Genomic DNA, 18,645 nt, shown 5'->3' with positions numbered 1-18,645 from the left:
AGCCGCCTAAAGTTAATTAATTACCGTCAAGTTTTTCCGGTAACTGTTCGGGGTGAACGATGTCAATTTCTTAAAGGTTTTAATAAACAGACTGGGGCTACTGTATCCGGATTCGTAAGCAATATCGGTGACAGAATAGTTGGTAATTTCCAGCTGTTTTTTTGCAAAATTAATGCGGATTTCATTAATAATTTGCACAGGTGTTTTACGATAATAACGCTGTGTCGCGCGAGTCAGATATTCCTGCGATTTTCCCGACAGTGAAACCATATTCTCCAGCGCATTTTCACTGAACTGCCCTTTATCGTGCATCAGTTCCACAGTACCGCGCAGCCATTGCGGAACATCATCCGTCACCTGCTGCTCTTCGCGATGATGGCGCAGCCGGTTCATCACATAGAATGTCACCGTTTCAATAAACTCATCAAATTCATTGTCGCGGAAGTTAAGCGAGGCGATAACCGTTTCAATCCAGGTCATAAACTCGTTTTTGACACGATAGACCTGCGATGCCACAAAGCAGAACGGTACCAGCGGCAGATAGTGCTTCTCAAAGAAGCGTCTGCTGACGCCCACATTCAGAATGCGTGTGGCACCAAATTCGTAAAAGCTCTGGTGATAGGATCCCATCGGTAAGAAGACAAAATCGCCCCGTTCAAGCAGGACGCGCTTACCGTTAATTTCCTGGTAGTAGCGGCCGGTCAGAACAATCGTGAACTCATAGTAGTCATGCTGGTGCAGACCGCTGGCGCTCTCCGTTTTGTTGTAAATGACCACGTGAAAATTCTTGCCATTAAACAGTTGCTGCTCAAGTGCGGTTTTAATTTCCATCGTGCTGACCTCCTGCTGCCTGACCTGACTTATTGCATTTTCTCGTGAAGCTCAATTAACTCCGCCACCAGCTCGCGTGCCAGCATCGACGTCATCAGGTGATCCTGGGCGTGTACCAGCACCAGGCTAACCTTCATCTTCCCTTCCCCCTGGTCACCTTCGATGAGCTTCGTCTGCACCAGGTGTGCTTCATTCAGCGCCGTACGGGACTGATCCATCATGGTTTTCGCGGCGGCGAAATCCCCCTGCTTGGCCTGCTTGAGGGCGGCATAGGCCAGGCTACGGGCTTGTCCGGAATTGATGATGAGCCCCATCACCACTTCTTCGAGATCGTTCTCTGCGCTTTCTTCTGCAACAATACTATCCAAATCTAACATTTTAAGCTCCTTGTGGCTGGCGCGGGTTTCCCCGCGCCGGTCAATCTTAGAATTTCAGTGAGAGGGCAATATCCTCTTCGCTCTCTTCTTCATCAATGATGGTTGCTGCTTTGTTCGCAATCGCCACGAATGGCATGTAAAGCAGTGTTGCAATCCCGAGGTTGAATATCGCCAGCAGGAAGGCCGCCACGCTGCCGTTGGTGTTGAAGAACGCGCCCAGACCCGCCGGCATTGTCCATGGTGCAATGTTGGTGATTGGTGGAATGATCCCCATGTAATAGGCCGTCAGGGTAATGGCTGCCAGCAGCGGCTGAATCAGAATGAACGGGATGAACATCACCGGGTTCATGATAATTGGCAGACCAAACAGGATCGGTTCGTTAATCTGGAAGATACCTGAAGGCAGCGCCAGTTTCGCCACCTGACGATAGTCAGCACGACGAGAGACAATAAAGACCGCGATGATCAGACCCAAGGTCGCCCCGGTACCGCCCAGGAAGATATAGGAGTCAAGCATCGGCTTCGCCCACACATGGAAGGTTTTACCCGCTGCCAGCGCCGCGTCAACAGAGCCGTACTGCTGGTAAAGTGCTACGTTTTCCAGTGCCCATGGGGTCATAATCCCGCTGTCCAGCGCTGCCAGTGCCAGTGAACCATGCACGCCAAAGAACCACAGCAGAGAAGTGAAAATCACATACGCCCAACCGACCACTCCACCCATTGACGCCAGCGGCGTAGAGATAGAGTCCATGATGATCTGATGGAAGTTAGTGCCCCAGTGAGAAAGCGCCCAGGCGATAATCCCCATGATGGAAAGAATAATGAAGCCTGGAATCAACGCGGAAAATGAACGAGAAACCGAAGCTGGAACGCTATCTGGCAAACGGATAACCCAGTTTCGACGAATAATAAAGGTGAACATCTCCGCCACCACCAGCCCGATAACAATACCGGAGATGATGTTAGCTCCGCCCAGCCAGTTGGCGCCTACTGCATACGCTTCACCGACACTGTAAGGCGTCACGGTCATAAATGCGGCAACGGATAATAAACCAGCGGCCAGTGGATCCACTTTCCGCTCTTCTGCCAGCGCCATCCCTATAAAGAAAGGCGCCATCAGCGACATAATACCTAACGTCCCGTTATAGACGTTGCCGCCGATGGCTTTAAAACCGTTAAGGGTTTCAATAGTCGAAGCGTCTAACCGAATTCCTAATGAATAAAAGAAGGAACCTTCACCAAAGCTCAGAAAAACGTTGTTAATTAAAACGAACATTGCCCCGGCCAGCGTCAACGGCATTAATTTAATAAAACCGTTTTTGATGGCATTAACGTGAGGCTGCTTTCCTATTTTAACAGCAAAAGGAAGGAGTACCTTTTCAAGTGAAGCGATGACTTTACTCATAGGAAAATACCCTTAAATGCCGCAACACAAGTTACGGCGTATTGTGTGTGAAATAACTCTTTGACGGGAAAAATAAAAATTAATTAGCAGCTTTTTTAATGGCTGCAACAGCAGCTTTCAATACACCTAAACCATCAATCTTGCCGTACAGCCCTGAGTCGATCACCTCGACCGGTTTATTCGGTAACAGTCGTTGAATTTCGGGTAACATATAGGCGATTTGCGGTCCCAGTAAAACGACGTCGGCTTTCTGGCCTTTTTCGCCCGCCAGCGTCTCAGGAAACGCTTCAATCACCACAGGGACTTCATACTTTTCAGCCTGCGCACGCATCTTTGACACCAGAAGCGAGGTTGACATGCCCGCTGAGCAGAACAGGTAAATATGTTTCTTTTCCATCATAATTTCCCTCTTGTATGACTACCTGCCATCTTGCTATCACTCGACTCGCTGTCCCGGCAGACAGGTAGCTTGTGTATTGTTGTTTGTCGTTGGAGTGAGTATACGCAATGGTACAGACAGGGGATAATTCTGAACAGACTCAAATTGTCTCTCATTGACCTGGCTTGTTGACTCCCTTCACATTTCGAGCAAATAATTCGCGCAAAGAAATAAGATTTTTGTATGCATAAAAAAACCGACCCACTGGTCGGTTTGTTAACATCCTCAGATACGCAGGGTTACTACGCCTTAGGTGCCTGCGGATCGGTGTCGTATTCAGCACAGGTCTGATAGCCGGAGTTAATAACATGGCCGGTATCATCCAGGGCGACAAAGTAGGTCTCTGCCTTACCATCACGTTGACCCAGGATATAGGTCTGGCAGGTTCCTTTCGCATGGATCATGGTCACTTCAGAAGAAGGTTTACCGGCAATCGCAGCCACCTGCGAACGGGTCATGCCTTTTTTGACATCTTTAACCACTGGCTGTGTGAACTGATCTTTGGTGCGATCGTAAGCTGTACACCCTGCCAGCATAGTCAGTACTGCCGCTGCGCTAAGAATTCCTGCTACGTTCTTGTTCATATTCCGTCCTCTTGTTTATCAGCGTGTTATCTAAGCATGGAATAAAAAGTACGATTGTTCAACTTTGTGAATTACGCCAGACGAATTTCGGAAAATTCTAATAAAACAATGATAACCTGCTAAATCGCCGCAAATTAGCGCACTCAAAACTGTGATCCTTGTCGTTTCTCGCCCAAAGGGTTAGTTTTAGCAGTAAATACATTCGGTTTATGTTCTGCATATGGAGGGCATGATGGCTCTGCAACAAGAGATTATTCAGGCGCTGGGCGCGAAGCCTGCGGTAGATGCACATGAAGAGATCCGCCGCAGCGTGGATTTTTTAAAATCTTATTTAAAAACGAACCCTTTCCTGAAATCCCTGGTGCTGGGCATCAGCGGGGGCCAGGACTCGACGCTGACCGGTAAACTCTGCCAGATGGCCATTTCAGAGCTTCGCGAAGCGACCGGTGATGAGACACTGCAGTTTATCGCCGTGCGTCTTCCGTATGGCGTGCAGGCCGACGAGCAGGATTGCCAGGATGCCATTTCGTTCATTCAGCCTGACCGCGTACTGACCGTCAATATTAAAGGTTCGGTCCTGGCAAGCGAGCAGGCGCTCCGCGAAGCCGGCATAGAATTGAGTGATTTTGTCCGTGGGAACGAGAAAGCCCGTGAGCGCATGAAAGCGCAGTACAGCATCGCCGGGATGACCAAAGGTGTAGTTGTTGGAACCGACCATGCAGCAGAAGCGATCACCGGTTTCTTCACCAAATATGGCGACGGCGGCACCGACATCAACCCCATTTTCCGTCTGAACAAGCGTCAGGGTAAGCAACTGCTGGCCACGCTGGGTTGCCCTGAGCATCTTTACAAGAAAGCGCCGACAGCGGATCTTGAAGACGATCGCCCTTCCCTGCCAGATGAAGCGGCGCTTGGCGTCACCTATGACAATATTGATGATTATCTGGAAGGTAAAAAACTGGATGAAGGTGCCGCGAAAATCATCGAAGGCTGGTATCTGAAAACCGAGCACAAGCGCCACACGCCTATCACGGTGTTTGACGACTTCTGGAAGAAATAGAGCAAAACGGTAACCCGCATAATCTAGGCCGGGTAAGGCGCAGCCGCCACCCGGCTCTTTTTTAACCACCACACTCCTGCTACACTGTATACCTGAACAGTATAGGGAGTGGTATGTGAGCAGGCGTCAATCCGCCCCGCGTCTTGAGTTTGAAGCGGCGGCTATCTACGAATATCCCGAGCACCTTCGCCCATGGCTGGAGGCGCTGCCTAAACAGCCTGGCGTGTACATCTTTCACGGTGAGAGTAACACCCTGCCACTCTATATCGGTAAAAGCGTCAATATTCGCAGCCGGGTATTATCCCATCTCCGTACGCCGGACGAGGCCGCCATGCTGCGCCAGTCACGACGCATTACCTGGGTTCAGACCGCAGGAGAAATGGGCGCGCTGTTGCTTGAAGCCCGACTTATCAAAGAGCAACAACCGCTGTTCAATAAGCGCTTGCGCCGCAATCGTCAGCTTTGCTCCCTGCAGATAACCGCGGGCAAACCGCAGATTGTCTACGCACGTGAAGTCGATTTTTCACATGCCCCAAATCTGTATGGGTTATTCGCGAATAAACGTGCGGCACTCCAGGCCCTGCAAACGCTGGCGGATGATTTACAGCTTTGTTACAGCCTGTTGGGTCTGGAGGCAACCACCCGTGGGCGCGCCTGTTTCCGATCCGCTCTGAAGCGCTGCGCAGGTGCTTGTTGTGGGAAAGAAAGTGTTGAGGAACATCATGCCCGGCTTCTCAACGGGCTGGCGGCCATCAGTGTCGCCTGCTGGCCGTGGGAAAATGCCGTTGCCCTAAAGGAAGTGGGTGAAGCGATGACCCAGTATCACATCATCAATAACTGGCTTTGGCTGGGCGCCGTTGACAATGTAAACGACGCGGCAACCTTGCTACGCACACCCGCCGGATTCGATCATGACGGCTACAAAATACTCTGTAAGCCGGTATTAACCGGCAAATATGAGATCATTGTGCTGAGTGACCCGCCAGCCAGTTAATTTCACTGAACAATAAGGTGCCTTCAGACTCCAGCAGACGGAGAGTGTGGGTGCCCTCTTCCCAGAATGCCCCCTGATCGGCGGTCAACAATTTATCCCCCAACTGCCACGCGCCACCTAACACGAACACCACGCCGCCCCGGGAACCAAAGGTGGTAAAGGTACGATCGGCAACGCGTACTTTTGCCTTGCAGCAATCGCGCCGGGTCATGATGTTGAAATCCATTGCCATCCTTCCATCCGCCAGCAGTGCTTTTACCGGTAGATCGCCAGAAAAGCTGTAAGGCTGATGCTGTTTCAGGGTATGACAGAATGCCTGACCGGCATCCAGCGTCACCTCTCCTCCCTCCAGTAACGTTATGACCCGATCAACACCGGGAAAAGAGGAGAATTCACCGTTACTGGCAATAGTCGCAATACTGGCACGCCAGTAAAAATCCCGCGTCGCGGGAGGAAAACAACAAATCTCTCGCGTTTCGCCAGCACCATTGCGCCAGAGACTGACCGGCATCTTACGGATATCAAAGAACTCCATCACCACTCCTGAATGGCACAACCTGTGCCAAGGCAAGGATATTGCTATCGTTGCTGTCTTGTTTGTTATCGTTAGGGTTTCACAGACACAGTATCGGCAGCAGAGCGGGCAGGCATTAACTGAACGTTAATAAAAATTCTAACGCCATGACTCTACGAACATTCTCTGAAGCGACTACAGGAGCATACCGCGCTCGCGGTGGCAGACAAGAGGGAAGGAAAGAAAAACCGCCGGTCCTGTCCACAGCGATAGCGCTTTTGTGGACAGGATCCCGGCGGTCTTAAGATGTTGAACCGATTATTCGGTTGGTGCTGGCATTTTACCTTCCATCGCCGGACGTTCTGTCAGACGCTTCTCAAAATTCGCATTAAATTGTTTTTTCTGTTCCGGAGTCAGAATGTTGTAGATCTTATTCTGGGTTTCCATGTGAGCCAGCATGCGGGCTTTGTGCTGCTCAGCCATTTTGTCGATCTGCGCTTCAGCTTTCGCCTTATCGAAACTATCGCTGGCGATGATGTCATGCATTGCGCGACGCTCTTCAAGCGGAGGACGTTTCATCTGGTCGCGTTCGCCTTTCCTGATATCGCGGATCTGCTGCTTCTGCGCATCCGTCAGATTCAGATCTTTAAACATCATCATCTCGTTGTGCATACCCGGCTTGCCTTTATGATGCATCATCATTTTGCCTTCAGTTGGCGCGGCAGCGGTGGTGGTCGTATCTGCGGCGAACGCCATGCTGGTAGCGCCCAGAGCAAGGGTAGAAGCAACAAACAGTGCAGTAAGTTTACGCATAATTTATTTCCTTTCTTTCAGTTATTCTTCGGCGCTATGCCGTGTTGACGAGATTAACTTTACGGGCTTTATCGTCAATTAGTCAGAGCAACGGTAAAACAATGAAAGTGTAAAAAACAAATTTTCGCCAAATGTGGAGGAAATAAGGATAAAGCGTGGAGAGTTGCAACAAAAAATAAACAACACGATGATTTTAAAGAAATTAAGCATGAGTATAGCGAAGTGAAGATTAATAATAAAGCAATTCACCAGGAATATTCTGCAAAAGAAGTGCGAACGCTTTAATCGTTAAGAAAAGGTTTTTGCTTCCCCCCTCAGAGGACGAGAGGGGAAATACTCAGGAGATTTTTTCCAGCATCAATCCGGCTCGCAAACCAAACGCCACCGACGGGTTAGGAAACAACACATATTCGGTTGTCTTCTGTACTTCATAACGATCCTCACCATCTTCGGCCAACAGGACGCCTTTACGGAACGGGGTAAAGTTGAGCGTATGTGCAGCCATATGAAGCAGGAAGGCATCGCTGCGGCGAGTGATCTGCTGCACGACCCGATACCGTTCAACGGGCTGATGCGCGTGCTCAGGAACCGTTCCTCCCAGCAGCGCCCGAAGAGCGAGATGCGTAGGTGCAAAGCGAGTCAGATCGTTCTGGCCGAACGGGAGTGCTTTTCCCAGCTCCAGAGTACACGACAGCGCAGCGAAACGTTCGCAGGTAAAGTGAGTAAACGTTCCCCCCGGTGACTGATGAAAGACCAGCGCCTCCAGCCCGGCATCGCCCAGCCAGCTCAGGAACGCTTCATCCCACGGCTGATGACGCTGCGGCAGAACGCCAAAGCGAACATGATAAGACGCCCGGATCGCCGTATGCAGATCCAGATGCCAGCGCGCAGGCCCCGCAGCCGCAAAAAACGCGCTCACGACGTTCTCCAGCCACTCTGCCCGCACCGTTTCGTCACTCTGTGGAAACTGCGACCAGCGCCCACCGAACATGCGGTTAATATCGCTCACCAGATACCGTTTGTTTTGTGCCAGCGCAGGCGGGTTGCCGAGCACTACCAGCACACGACACTTAAGGGTGATATCTCCACGATACAACGCGCGCAACAGCAGATCGACAATCTCAACGGGTGCCGTTTCATTCCCATGAATCCCCGTTGAAAGCAGCAGCGACAGATCGCTTTTTGCGGTCGGCGTCAGCTCAAGCACTCCGCGCCCCAACCAGCGCCAGTGGAATGAGGGCCCCTCCCCCTCACTCCGTTCAGGTGTTTTATCAGCCAGGGTCAGCGCCAGTAGATTTTCCATACTCACTCCTTTAGCGCTGGAACGGATAAACCGACCCCAGCTGCAGGATGGATGTCAACGCGTCCAGCGCCTCACGACCTTCGCGCAGCAGTTGAGGGTCGACCAGGTCGGCCTGCGTTAATCGGTCACGATAGTAACGATCCACCCAGTCGTTCAGGGTGTTAAACAGCGTTTCGTTCATCATCACTGCCGGGTTAACGGCCTGCATTTCATTGTGCGTCAGTACCACGCGCAGGCGCAGACAGGCTGGACCACCGCCGTTGGCCATACTTTCACGCAGGTCAAAGACGCGCAGTTCGTCAATTGGGTTATCGGCCTTAACCAGGTCTGACAGATAACGCCACACCCCTTTATGATCCCGGGACTCTTGCGGCAGCACCAGCATCATGCTGCCATCGTCACGGCTCAACAGCTGGCTGTTGAAGAGATAGGTTTCCACTGCATCCTGCACGCTGACCGCCTGCGTCGGCACCTGAATCGGCATAAAACCCGGCACGCGTTCATGTAACGTAGCGAGCAGCTTCTCCTGATGGGCAAACGCCTGCTCATGGCAGAACAGTACCTGGCGGTTGGAGACGGCAATCACGTCGTTGTGGAACACGCCCTGGTCAATCACCTGTGGATTCTGCTGGGCAAAAATCACCTGGGAAGGATTGACCTGATTCAGGCGGGCAACGGCCTGACTCGCCGCCAGCGTCTGACGGGCCGGATAGCGGACGGGTTCGGAATGACCGCCCTCCTCACGCCCGTAAATAAACAACTGCACACCAGGGTCGCCATAATCACCTCCCAGCCGGTTATGGTTGGCAGCCCCTTCGTCGCCAAACATCGCCACCTGTGGCAGAGCCTGATGCACCGCAAAATGGTCGTCATGACTGAAAATGGCGCGCAACACGCGCTCGGTGGTTTCCGCTTCGGTGGCGCGGTGGAATTTGTTGTTCAGGTTCGCCACCGTCAAATGGACTTTTCCATCCAGCGTATCGGCTGACGGTGCGACGGTTGCCGCGTTGGCCACCCACATTGATGAGGCAGAGCTTGCCGCAGAGAGCAGATGCGGTGTCTGTGTACCCGCTTTTTCAACCACCTGCTCATCGCTGCCGGTGAAGCCAAGTTGACGCAACACTGCCACGTTTGGGCGCTCTTGCGGCGGAATAACCGCCTGCGGGAAACCGGCATCCGCCAGCGCTTTCATTTTTAGCAGCCCCTGTTTCGCCGCCAGTTTCGGGTTGGAGACCTGAAAACGATGCTTCGTCGAGGCTTCATTACCAAAAGAGAGACCCGCATAGTGGTGCGTCAGCCCCACCAGCCCGTCAAAGTTGACTTCACGCGCTTTCATGACTATCCCCTCCGGTAAAGTCCAGACCCGGATTGAGCGTTTCCGGCAGCGTCAGCGCCGGGGTTTCCAGGCTTGCCATCGGCCACGCGCAGTAATCCGCGGCGTACCACGCGCTGGCGCGATGGTTGCCCGATGCCCCCACGCCGCCGAACGGCGCGGTGCTCGCTGCACCGGTCAGCGGTTTATTCCAGTTCACAATCCCGGCGCGCGCTTCCAGCAGCAGCCGATCAAACTTCTCGCGATGCGGCGAAATCAGCCCGCTCGACAGGCCGTAACGGGTGTTATTGGCCATTGCAATCGCCTCATCAAAATCGTCGTAACGCCAGACGCACAGCAGCGGACCAAAGACCTCTTCGTCCGGCACGTTGCTCGCCCCGCTCATCTCAACGATGCCCGGCGTAAGCAGCGAGGCACCCGGCTGAACCTGCTTCGGTTCGAGCAGCGTTTTCGCGCCGCGCGCGACGTGATCCTGCCAGGCCTTCAGCACATTCAACGCCGCCTGCTCGGAAATCAGACCGCCCAAAAACGGCTGCGGGTCGGCATCCCACGTTGCAGGTACCAGACGCGCGCTCACTTCAACCAGCCGTTTCAGGAAGGCATCCCCCTGCGCACCACGTTTTACCAGTAAGCGACGGGAACAGGTACAGCGCTGTCCGGCGGTAATAAAGGCGGACTGAATGGTCAGATGCACGGCAGCGTCAATATCGTCAGGATCTTCCACGATCAGTGGATTGTTACCGCCCATCTCCAGCGCCAGAATTTTTTCCGGCTGCCCCGCCAGCTGGCGATGCAACTGATAGCCCGTTCCGGCGCTGCCGGTAAACAACAGACCGTCAATATCGCTCAACGCACTCAGCGCCTGACCGGTTTCACGCCCACCCTGTACCAGATTCAGCACGCCAGGCGGCAGGCCAGCCTGTTCCCAGAGTTTCACCACCGCCTCGCCGGTTAATGGCGTTAACTCGCTCGGTTTGAAAATCACGGTATTGCCCGCCAGCAGCGCGGGCACAATGTGACCATTCGGCAGATGCCCCGGGAAGTTGTACGGACCAAACACCGCCAGCACGCCGTGCGGACGGTGGCGCAGCGTGGCCGCGCCGTCAGGCATCTCGGTGTGCTGTTCACCGGTACGGGTGTGGTAAGCCTTCACCGAAATGGCAATTTTGTTGATCATCGCCGTCACTTCGGTTGTTGCTTCCCAGCGCGGTTTACTGGTCTCAGAGGCGATGATGCGCGTCAGTTCGGCTTTGTTCGCCTCCAGCAAACCGGCAAACTTTTCAACAATGGCCTGACGCACGGCGAAAGGCTGTTTTGCCCAAGCCGGAAACGCGCGGCGCGCGGCATGACAGGCTTGTTCAACCTGCGCGGCGCTGGCGTCATTCCCTTTCCAGAGCACCTCTTTTCCTACCGGATTGGTCTTTACGCGCTGTTCGCCTTCGCCCGTGACCCAGTCACCGTTAATCCATAATGTCATGCTGTTTTCTCCTCAGGGCAGAGACGCACCAGGCGAACCGTATCGCCGGCGTTACATTTCAGGGCATCCAGTTCTGCAGCCGTCAGCACCAGACGTTCACATTTCGGGTTGGTACGCACCAGCATGGCACGGAAGTTGGTGTAATTCTCATTCGACACCAGACATGCCGGCCAGTCACCCGGCGCAGGCTGACCTTCAGCGACCTCAACCAGCCGGCTTTTACGAATCGCACGCACGCGGTCGATATCGCACTCAAGCGTTGGCCCGCCGTCAAAGATGTCGACATAGTTACGGTAGCGGAAGCCCTCTTTCTCCAGCACCGCGCGGGCGGGCGCGGTTTGCGGATGCACTTCGCCAATCACCGCCTGCGCTTCCGGGGTTAAGAAATGGGTATAGATAGGATGCTTCGGCATCAGTTCGGCAATAAACGCTTTCTGACCGGTACCGCAGAGATAGTCCGCCCGGCTGAACTCCATCGAGAAGAAGCGCTCGCCCAGGCTCTCCCAGAACGGTGAGTAGCCGGTGTCGTCGATCACGCCGCGCATCTCGGCGACCACCTTTTCGTTAAAGCGGTCGCGGAAGGCGGCCATAAACATAAAGCGTGATTTGGAGAGCAGGTAACCGTTGCCCTCTTTACGCCACGCCGGGTCGAGGAACAGCGTGCAGAGCTCGCTGGCACCCGTGTGGTCATTACAAAGAAACAGCGTCGGCAGCGCGTTATAGACGTTCAGCTCTTTCGAAGCATGAACCATCGTGCCGACGCGATAGTTGTACCACGGGTCGTTTAACCCAACAGCCACCTCGATGGCGCAAATCCCGGCTACAGTACCGGTGTCGGTATCTTCAAGAACGAACACATAACCCTGTTCGCTTTTTGGCAACGTCCCCTGCCAGGTGTGCAGGGCGCGCTCAATGCGCGCCGACAGTGTTTTTTCATCGGCGGGAAGTGAGGTCAACCCACCTCCCGTCTTACCGGCAAGCTGCATGAGCCCGGCGAGATCGCCGCGCTCAACGGGACGGATGACCATCATGATGACACCCCGGATTTCACATGTTCGCAGGCCAGCGCAAAGCGATCTAAACCAGTTTGCACCTCTTCCTGGCTGACAATCAGCGCAGGAGCAAAACGCACCACGTTGGCACCGGCAATCAGCACCATTACGCCCACTTTTGCCGCTTCCTGTGAAATAAGTTTAGCTTTTCCGGCAAACTCGGCGGTGAGCTCGCAGCCGATTAACAGCCCCAGACCGCGAATTTCTTTGAACAGGCCGGTCTTACTGTTGATGGCATTCAGGCGTTCAACAAACCAGTCGTGACGCTGCTTAACGCCTTTCAACACCTCAGGGGTGTTAATGATGTCGAGAACCTGTCCGGCAACGGCGGTTGCCAGCGGGTTGCCGCCATAGGTGGTGCCATGGGTCCCCACGGTCATCACGCTGGCGAATTTATCGGTGGTCAGCATTGCCCCAATCGGGAAGCCGCCGCCCAGCGCTTTGGCAGTCGAAAGGACGTCCGGCGTCACACCGTAGTGCATGTAGGCATACAGTTCACCGGTACGGCCCACCCCCGTTTGCACTTCATCAAAAATCAGTACCGCATTATGACGATCGCACAGTTCGCGCAGCCCCTGCAGGAACGCCTTTTGCGCCGGAAGCACGCCGCCCTCGCCCTGCATCGGCTCAACAATTACCGCGCAGGTGGTGTCGTTGATCAGCTCGCTGGCTGACTGGAGATCGTTATAGATACCGTGACGAATATCGGGTGGCAGCGGTGCAAAATCCTGCGAATAAGAAGGCTGACCGCCCGCGCTGACGGTAAAGAGCGTGCGACCGTGGAAGGCGTTCTTAAACGCGACAATACCGCTTTTGTGCGTGCCAAACTTGTCGTGTGCATATTTGCGCGCCAGCTTCAGCGCCGCTTCGTTCGCTTCTGCCCCCGAGTTACAGAAAAAGACTTTTTCGGCAAATGTTGCGTCGATCAGTTTTTTCGCCAGACGCAGAGCGGGCTCGTTGGTAAACCCGTTGCCGGTATGCCAGAACTTCGCCGCCTGGTCATTCAGTGCCTGACGCAGTGCCGGATGAGCATGGCCCAGCGCGTTCACCGCAATCCCACCTGCAAAGTCGATATACTCTTTACCCTGCTGGTCCCACAGGCGTGAGCCTTCCCCACGAACCGGAATAAAAGCCGCCGGAGCGTATACTGGCATCATCCATTCATCGAAATTTTCACGCGTAATTGACAGAGACATAGCGACCTCATCCGGTAAATAAAAAGTTATTTTAATGTTAAATAATTGAGTGTTTGCACTGTGAATGTAGATTGCAGCCTTCGTGCCAGCCAGCGATAAAAATGCATAAACGGGTTGGGCCAACAGAATATCAATAAGTTACAATATGAAGTTATTCACTGTTAGTGCATAAAAAGTGAATATTTTTACGACAAGCGGCGCTTTGCCGCATGAAAATAAGAAAGAGTATGCAGAGGCCAAATATAATTCTGGAATTGTGATCGCTCGCGAAATTTATCTGTCATTTATGCCCTGTTTGAGGGCGATACGCGTCAGAATGGTGCAAATATTGCACCACTGGCATTATCTGTCGCAGTTATTGGTCAATCCCCGTAACAGTTGACGCAAATTCTGCTACCATCCATGCACTATTCACCTTGCACTGGCAGCGACTATGAAATTTGTCTCTTTTAATATCAACGGCCTGCGTGCCCGTCCTCATCAGCTTGAAGCTATCGTTGAGCAACATCAGCCAGATGTGATCGGCCTGCAGGAGACAAAAGTTCACGACGACATGTTCCCCCTCGAAGAGGTGGCGAAACTCGGCTACAACGTCTTCTATCACGGACAGAAAGGCCACTATGGCGTAGCGCTGCTCACTAAAGCGCCACCGGTATCCGTCCGCCGCGGCTTCCCTGGCGATGGTGAAGAAGCACAGCGTCGCATTATCATGGCGGAAGTGCCTTCTGCACTCGGGAATATCACGGTCATTAACGGTTACTTCCCGCAGGGTGAGAGCCGTGACCACGAGACAAAATTCCCGGCCAAAGCAAAGTTCTACCAGGATCTGCAGGACTACCTGACCACCGAACTGAAAAAAGAGAATCCGGTGCTGATCATGGGCGATATGAATATCAGCCCGACGGATCTCGATATCGGTATTGGCGAAGACAACCGCAAGCGCTGGCTGCGTACCGGCAAATGTTCTTTCCTGCCGGAAGAGCGTGAGTGGATGGCGCGTCTGCTTGACTGGGGTCTGGTGGATACGTTCCGCAGTGCCAACCCGGAAACGCAGGATCGCTTCTCCTGGTTTGACTACCGCTCAAAAGGCTTTGATGACAACCGCGGCCTGCGTATCGATCTGCTGCTGGCCAGCTCGCCGCTGGCAGAGCGCTGCATTGAAACCGGTATCGACTACGATATCCGCAGCATGGAAAAACCGTCCGATCACGCGCCGGTCTGGGCAAAATTCAAGCTGTAATCACGTGTGAACATTCGAAAAAGACTCTTCCTGTGCGCCCTTCTGGGCGCATTTATTCTGACATTTATCGCGCTTCCTCCGGGCACACTCTCCCTGGATGGGATTAAAACTCACCAGCAGGCGCTACTCTCTCATGTTGAACACGCGCCGCTACAAAGTGCGCTGATCTTTTTTGCGCTCTATGTGGTGGTTTCCGCCCTGTCGATACCCGGCGCGGCGATACTGACCCTGCTGGGTGGTGCGCTGTTTCCTCTGTGGGAAGGCACCATACTGGTCTCGTTTGCCTCCACGCTCGGTGCCACGCTGGCGATGCTCGCCAGCCGTTATCTGCTGCGCGACTGGGTCCAGCGAAGGTTTGCTCAGCAGATGAAAACGGTGAACGCCGGGATGGCGCATGACGGCGCGGGCTATCTTTTTGCTCTGCGTCTGATGCCGCTGTTCCCGTTTTTTCTGGTGAATTTGCTGATGGGGCTTACCCGCATTGGGCTACGTCGTTACTGGTGGGTCAGCCAGCTCGCCATGCTGCCCGCCACTGTTGTCTTTCTGAACGCCGGGCGCGAGCTGGGAAAAGTGTCAACGCTGCGCGATATTTTGTCGCCGGGTATGATATTCGCCTTTACACTACTGGGGTTATTACCGCTGGTCACACGCCGGCTATTTACCCGTTATACCCCTTCGTCTAAAAAGTGAGGCATTATGCGCCGTGTGCGTTTTTGCACGTTTCTGACCAGCCTGCTGCTGGCAACCCCTTTGTATGCCGCAGACAGCTGGCAATCCATCCAACAACAAGCCAAAGGCCAGACGGTCTGGTTTAACGCCTGGGGCGGCGATCCGGCGGTAAACCGCTACCTTGAGTGGGTAAGCGGTGAGATGAAAACGCACTACGCCATTACCCTCAAAATTGTCCCACTGGCAGATGCCGCCGATGCGGTAAAACGTATTCAGACGGAAGCCAGCGCTGGACGTAAGACCAACGGCTCAGTCGACCTGCTGTGGGTTAATGGCGAAAATTTCCGCACATTAAAAGAGACTAACCTGCTGCAAACCGGATGGGCACAGTTGCTGCCAAACTGGCGCTATGTCGATACCCGCAAACCCGTAACGGAAGATTTTGCTGTTCCCACTGACGGGGCGGAATCGCCGTGGGGCGGCGCGCAGCTGACCTTTATCTCACGCACAAAGAGCATGCCGACGCCGCCGGAGGATCCGCAGGCATTGCTGGCTTACGCGCGGCAGCATCCGGGTAAAGTCAGCTATCCTCGCCCGCCCGATTTTACCGGGACGGCGTTTCTTGAGCAGTTGCTCCTGACACTTACCACACAGCCGGATGCGCTGCAAAAGGCACCCGATAACACCTTTGCCCAGGTAACAGCCCCGCTTTGGGATTACCTCGACAAACTCCACCCACTCCTGTGGCGCGAAGGCAAAGACTTTCCCCCTTCGCCTGCACGTATGGATGCCCTGCTTGCCAGCGGCAGTCTGAACCTGTCGCTGACCTTTAACCCGGCACATGCGCAACAAAAAGTCGCCAGTGGTGAACTGCCAGCCGACAGCTACAGCTTTGGTTTTCACACCGGGATGATCGGTAACGTCCATTTTGTCGCCATTCCGGCTAATGCCAGCGCGAGCGCAGGTGCGAAAGTGGTCGCCAATTTCCTGCTTTCACCGCAGGCGCAAATTCGCAAGGCTGACCCGGCTATCTGGGGAGACCCGAGCGTACTGGATGTAAAATTACTCCCCGAAGGTGAAGCGAAACAGTTGCAAGCCCGCACCCCTGAAGGGCTGCCGAAGATACTGGCTGAGCCGCAATCGGCCTGGGTTAACGCGCTGGAGCAGGAATGGCTGCGTCGTTACGGCACCCGTTGAGTTGGCTTGTCTGGCTGGCAATGGCGGCCATCTATCTGCCGATCCTGCCCGCTGGTGCGATGCTGCTCGCCCCGGCATTTTCGGTGACTCACTGGGAGTCGCTGCTTAACGACCCGCAACTGCCTCAGGCGACCGTCGCCACGCTGGTCTCAACGCTCATCGCGACGCTGGGTTCCTTGCTAATCGCCCTTTCCCTGCTGGCGCTTCTCTGGCCCGGCAAACGCTGGCGGCGTCTCAACACGCGCCTGCCGTGGGTGTTAGCCATTCCCCACATGGCGTTCGCCACCAGCGCTTTACTGCTGTTTGCGGAAGGCGGTCTTTTTTACCAGGTCTGTACCGTCTGTACGCCTGCACTGGACCGATACGGTGCAGGGCTGGGCCTTACGCTCGCCGTCAAAGAGAGTGCGTTTGTGCTGTGGGCCATCTACGCCGTACTGCCGGAAAAACGTCTTGCACAGCAAAAAGTTGTGCTGCAAACCTTCGGTTATGGACGTTTTCAGATACTCAACTGGCTGCTCCTTCCGGCTATCGCCCCAGTCCTCGGGGCGGTGATGCTGGCCGTTCTTGCATGGTCAATTTCGGTCGTGGATGTGGCAATCGTTCTTGGGCCAGGCAACCCTCCCACGCTGGCCGTGCTGGCCTGGCAGTGGCTCAGCCAGGGCGACGCACAGCAACAAACAAAAGGGATGCTGCTATGCCTGCTCATCCTCCTGCTGTTGGCTGCACTTGCCGCGCTGGGTTACGGTGCCTGGAAGGTATGGCGTCGCACGCTTTCGGATCTGCCGGGGACGCGTCGCACGTCTCTTGTCCCACTGCCTGAGCGGTCGATAAGCAGGCTGTTACCCGCGTGCGGCGTACTTTGCGTAGCAGTACTGCTGATGCTGGCACAGCGGGACGAGATGGGCTTCGTGGGTACCAGCCTTTCCTTCGGCCTGCTTTCCAGCCTGATGGCCCTGGTCCTCATTTTTCTCTGGCTTGAATGGGGGCCGCAGCGAGGTACGCTGTGGGTATGGTTACCCCTCGCCCTTCCGGCGCTACCGCTCGTCACCGGGCAATATTTTATTGCGTTGCGACTGGGTATAGACGGGCAGTATGTCGCCGTGCTCTGGAGCCATCTGCTGTGGGTGTTACCGTGGGTGCTGCTGGTGCTGCAACCCGCCTGGCACAGGATCGATCCCCGGCTTATCCTTACCGCCAGAACGCTCGGCTGGCGACGGGTAAAAATCTTCTGCCTGCTGAAATGTCCCCTGCTGGTGCGCCCGGCTCTGCTGGCTTTTGCCACCGGTTTTTCCGTCAGCATGGCGCAATATATGCCAACGCTCTGGCTGGGCGCGGGCCGTTTCACCACGCTCACCACGGAGACCGTCGCACTCAGCAGCGGGGGCAGTATCCCGGTTCTGGCTAACCGGGCGCTGGGGTTATTGCTGGTCACGGGCATGGTGTTCGGCCTTGCCGCACTGCTATCACGGCTCGCAGGCCGCTATCGTCAGGGATTACGTTAATGCTGAAGGTAAAAGATCTCACCATCAAACCGCTTTTCCGCGAGGTCAATTTCTGTGTGCCTCGCGGAGAGATTGTCACCCTGATGGGACCATCTGGTAGTGGGAAATCGACCCTTTTTGCCTGGATGGTGGGCGCGCTGTCCGACGATTTCCAGGCCCAGGGCGAGTTATGGTTAGACGAGCGCCGCTGCGACAGGCTTCCTGTAGAATCCCGCGGGCTGGGTATTCTCTTTCAGGATGCCCTGCTGTTTGACCACTTCACTGTTGGTCAAAATTTGTTGCTGGCATTACCCGAGCGGATTGTCGGACGCGCACGGCGGGATGCGGTCGAGCAGGCACTGAGTTCCGCCGGGCTTAAAAACCACTACGCCAGCGATCCGGCGACTCTCTCCGGCGGGGAGCGCGCCAGGGTCAGTCTGTTGCGGGCCCTGCTCGCTGAGCCGCAGGCGTTACTGCTCGATGAACCGTTCGGGCGCCTCGACAAAACGCTACGCGCGACGTTTCGGACATGGGTGTTTGACGTTGTCCGGGCACGCGGCATACCGGTTATTCTGGTCACGCATGATGAGGAAGACATTCCACCCAGCGGTGAGGTGATTGCGATTTCTCGCTGGCAATAATGTGCTAACGCAATGTTTTACATTTCGGGAGAGACGACA

General features: G+C 54.5%; 19 protein-coding genes. 7 read left to right on the top strand and 12 right to left on the bottom strand.

What is annotated here, in order from left to right; translation table 11 throughout:
* Nucleotides 1-12: 12 nt before the first annotated feature.
* The 5 genes from chbR to osmE all read right to left on the bottom strand — a co-directional run bounded on the left by chbR (nucleotide 13) and on the right by osmE (nucleotide 3,636).
* Nucleotides 13-864, bottom strand: a complete 852-nt coding sequence (gene chbR, locus LCD46_09085; protein ID UOY72922.1) for a transcriptional regulator ChbR — start codon at nucleotides 862-864, stop codon at nucleotides 13-15.
* Entirely contained in the window at nucleotides 861-1,208 is a 348-nt protein-coding gene (gene chbA / locus LCD46_09080) for a PTS N,N'-diacetylchitobiose transporter subunit IIA (GenBank protein ID UOY72442.1), read from the bottom strand. Before chbA ends, chbR begins: the two co-directional genes overlap by 4 nt.
* Before the next feature lie 46 nt (nucleotides 1,209-1,254).
* A complete protein-coding gene (chbC, locus tag LCD46_09075) occupies nucleotides 1,255-2,613 on the bottom strand; it encodes a PTS N,N'-diacetylchitobiose transporter subunit IIC (protein ID UOY72441.1) in 1,359 nt (452 codons plus the stop codon).
* Between the two features lie 79 nt (nucleotides 2,614-2,692).
* Entirely contained in the window at nucleotides 2,693-3,010 is a 318-nt protein-coding gene (gene chbB / locus LCD46_09070) for a PTS N,N'-diacetylchitobiose transporter subunit IIB (protein UOY72921.1), read from the bottom strand.
* Between the two features lie 284 nt (nucleotides 3,011-3,294).
* Nucleotides 3,295-3,636, bottom strand: a complete 342-nt coding sequence (gene osmE, locus LCD46_09065; protein UOY72440.1) for an osmotically-inducible lipoprotein OsmE — start codon at nucleotides 3,634-3,636, stop codon at nucleotides 3,295-3,297.
* Between the two features lie 232 nt (nucleotides 3,637-3,868).
* Between osmE and nadE the strand changes: the two genes are divergently transcribed.
* The gene (gene nadE / locus LCD46_09060; protein UOY72439.1) at nucleotides 3,869-4,696 is read left to right on the top strand and encodes an ammonia-dependent NAD(+) synthetase; all 828 of its coding nucleotides are present in this window, start codon (nucleotides 3,869-3,871) and stop codon (nucleotides 4,694-4,696) included.
* Nucleotides 4,697-4,811: 115 nt separating this feature from the next.
* The gene (gene cho, locus LCD46_09055) at nucleotides 4,812-5,690 is read left to right on the top strand and encodes an excinuclease Cho (GenBank protein ID UOY72438.1); all 879 of its coding nucleotides are present in this window, start codon (nucleotides 4,812-4,814) and stop codon (nucleotides 5,688-5,690) included.
* Here cho and ves read toward each other — a convergent pair.
* The 7 genes from ves to LCD46_09020 form a co-directional block, all read right to left on the bottom strand.
* A complete protein-coding gene (ves, locus tag LCD46_09050) occupies nucleotides 5,659-6,225 on the bottom strand; it encodes an environmental stress-induced protein Ves (protein UOY72437.1) in 567 nt (188 codons plus the stop codon). The two genes, cho and ves, sit on opposite strands and share 32 nt — an antisense overlap.
* 297 nt (nucleotides 6,226-6,522) lie before the next feature.
* Entirely contained in the window at nucleotides 6,523-7,017 is a 495-nt protein-coding gene (gene spy / locus LCD46_09045; GenBank protein UOY72436.1) for an ATP-independent periplasmic protein-refolding chaperone Spy, read from the bottom strand.
* A gap of 337 nt (nucleotides 7,018-7,354) precedes the next feature.
* Nucleotides 7,355-8,320 (bottom strand): succinylglutamate desuccinylase, encoded by a 966-nt coding sequence (astE, locus tag LCD46_09040; protein UOY72435.1) that lies wholly within the window; start codon nucleotides 8,318-8,320, stop codon nucleotides 7,355-7,357.
* A 10-nt stretch (nucleotides 8,321-8,330) separates the two neighbouring features.
* Nucleotides 8,331-9,656: an N-succinylarginine dihydrolase gene (astB, locus tag LCD46_09035; GenBank protein ID UOY72434.1), complete on the bottom strand. Its 1,326-nt coding sequence runs from the start codon at nucleotides 9,654-9,656 to the stop codon at nucleotides 8,331-8,333.
* A complete protein-coding gene (gene astD, locus LCD46_09030; protein UOY72433.1) occupies nucleotides 9,643-11,130 on the bottom strand; it encodes a succinylglutamate-semialdehyde dehydrogenase in 1,488 nt (495 codons plus the stop codon). Before astD ends, astB begins: the two co-directional genes overlap by 14 nt.
* A complete protein-coding gene (gene astA, locus LCD46_09025) occupies nucleotides 11,127-12,161 on the bottom strand; it encodes an arginine N-succinyltransferase (GenBank protein UOY72432.1) in 1,035 nt (344 codons plus the stop codon). Before astA ends, astD begins: the two co-directional genes overlap by 4 nt.
* Nucleotides 12,158-13,378 carry an aspartate aminotransferase family protein gene (locus tag LCD46_09020; GenBank protein ID UOY72431.1) on the bottom strand — a complete coding sequence of 407 codons (1,221 nt, stop codon included), beginning with the start codon at nucleotides 13,376-13,378 and terminating at the stop codon, nucleotides 12,158-12,160. The genes astA and LCD46_09020 overlap by 4 nt, the downstream gene beginning before the upstream one ends.
* Before the next feature lie 433 nt (nucleotides 13,379-13,811).
* Between LCD46_09020 and xthA the strand changes: the two genes are divergently transcribed.
* Genes xthA through LCD46_08995 form a run of 5 tightly spaced genes read left to right on the top strand, consistent with a single transcriptional unit; the run spans nucleotide 13,812 to nucleotide 18,606 of the window.
* Entirely contained in the window at nucleotides 13,812-14,618 is an 807-nt protein-coding gene (gene xthA / locus LCD46_09015) for an exodeoxyribonuclease III (GenBank protein UOY72430.1), read from the top strand.
* Between the two features lie 6 nt (nucleotides 14,619-14,624).
* The gene (locus tag LCD46_09010) at nucleotides 14,625-15,308 is read left to right on the top strand and encodes a TVP38/TMEM64 family protein (protein UOY72429.1); all 684 of its coding nucleotides are present in this window, start codon (nucleotides 14,625-14,627) and stop codon (nucleotides 15,306-15,308) included.
* A gap of 6 nt (nucleotides 15,309-15,314) precedes the next feature.
* On the top strand, nucleotides 15,315-16,484 hold the full coding sequence (locus tag LCD46_09005; GenBank protein ID UOY72428.1) for an ABC transporter substrate-binding protein: 1,170 nt from the start codon (nucleotides 15,315-15,317) through the stop codon (nucleotides 16,482-16,484).
* Nucleotides 16,457-17,986, top strand: coding sequence for a thiamine ABC transporter permease (locus tag LCD46_09000; GenBank protein UOY72427.1), 1,530 nt, complete (start codon nucleotides 16,457-16,459; stop codon nucleotides 17,984-17,986). The genes LCD46_09005 and LCD46_09000 overlap by 28 nt, the downstream gene beginning before the upstream one ends.
* A complete protein-coding gene (locus tag LCD46_08995; GenBank protein UOY72426.1) occupies nucleotides 17,986-18,606 on the top strand; it encodes an ATP-binding cassette domain-containing protein in 621 nt (206 codons plus the stop codon). Before LCD46_09000 ends, LCD46_08995 begins: the two co-directional genes overlap by 1 nt.
* Nucleotides 18,607-18,645: the final 39 nt, after the last annotated feature.

Origin of the sequence: Enterobacter ludwigii (genome assembly GCA_023023105.1) — a bacterium.
Classification (GTDB): domain Bacteria; phylum Pseudomonadota; class Gammaproteobacteria; order Enterobacterales; family Enterobacteriaceae; genus Enterobacter; species Enterobacter adelaidei.
The sequence above is the reverse complement of the archived record's forward strand: the minus strand, read 5'-3'. Positions and strand labels throughout refer to the sequence as shown.

Bases quoted from the DNA above. Each gene is read 5' to 3' on its own strand.
- LCD46_09005 (UOY72428.1), top strand. From the start codon at position 15,315: ATGCGCCGTGTGCGTTTTTGCACGTTTCTGACCAGCCTGCTGCTGGCA.
- chbB (UOY72921.1), bottom strand. From the start codon at position 3,010: ATGGAAAAGAAACATATTTACCTGTTCTGCTCAGCGGGCATGTCAACC.
- chbA (UOY72442.1), bottom strand. From the start codon at position 1,208: ATGTTAGATTTGGATAGTATTGTTGCAGAAGAAAGCGCAGAGAACGAT.
- LCD46_08995 (UOY72426.1), top strand. From the start codon at position 17,986: ATGCTGAAGGTAAAAGATCTCACCATCAAACCGCTTTTCCGCGAGGTC.
- LCD46_09000 (UOY72427.1), top strand. From the start codon at position 16,457: ATGGCTGCGTCGTTACGGCACCCGTTGAGTTGGCTTGTCTGGCTGGCA.
- xthA (UOY72430.1), top strand. From the start codon at position 13,812: ATGAAATTTGTCTCTTTTAATATCAACGGCCTGCGTGCCCGTCCTCAT.
- ves (UOY72437.1), bottom strand. From the start codon at position 6,225: ATGGAGTTCTTTGATATCCGTAAGATGCCGGTCAGTCTCTGGCGCAAT.
- astA (UOY72432.1), bottom strand. From the start codon at position 12,161: ATGATGGTCATCCGTCCCGTTGAGCGCGGCGATCTCGCCGGGCTCATG.
- astD (UOY72433.1), bottom strand. From the start codon at position 11,130: ATGACATTATGGATTAACGGTGACTGGGTCACGGGCGAAGGCGAACAG.
- astE (UOY72435.1), bottom strand. From the start codon at position 8,320: ATGGAAAATCTACTGGCGCTGACCCTGGCTGATAAAACACCTGAACGG.
- nadE (UOY72439.1), top strand. From the start codon at position 3,869: ATGGCTCTGCAACAAGAGATTATTCAGGCGCTGGGCGCGAAGCCTGCG.
- spy (UOY72436.1), bottom strand. From the start codon at position 7,017: ATGCGTAAACTTACTGCACTGTTTGTTGCTTCTACCCTTGCTCTGGGC.
- chbC (UOY72441.1), bottom strand. From the start codon at position 2,613: ATGAGTAAAGTCATCGCTTCACTTGAAAAGGTACTCCTTCCTTTTGCT.
- astB (UOY72434.1), bottom strand. From the start codon at position 9,656: ATGAAAGCGCGTGAAGTCAACTTTGACGGGCTGGTGGGGCTGACGCAC.
- LCD46_09020 (UOY72431.1), bottom strand. From the start codon at position 13,378: ATGTCTCTGTCAATTACGCGTGAAAATTTCGATGAATGGATGATGCCA.
- osmE (UOY72440.1), bottom strand. From the start codon at position 3,636: ATGAACAAGAACGTAGCAGGAATTCTTAGCGCAGCGGCAGTACTGACT.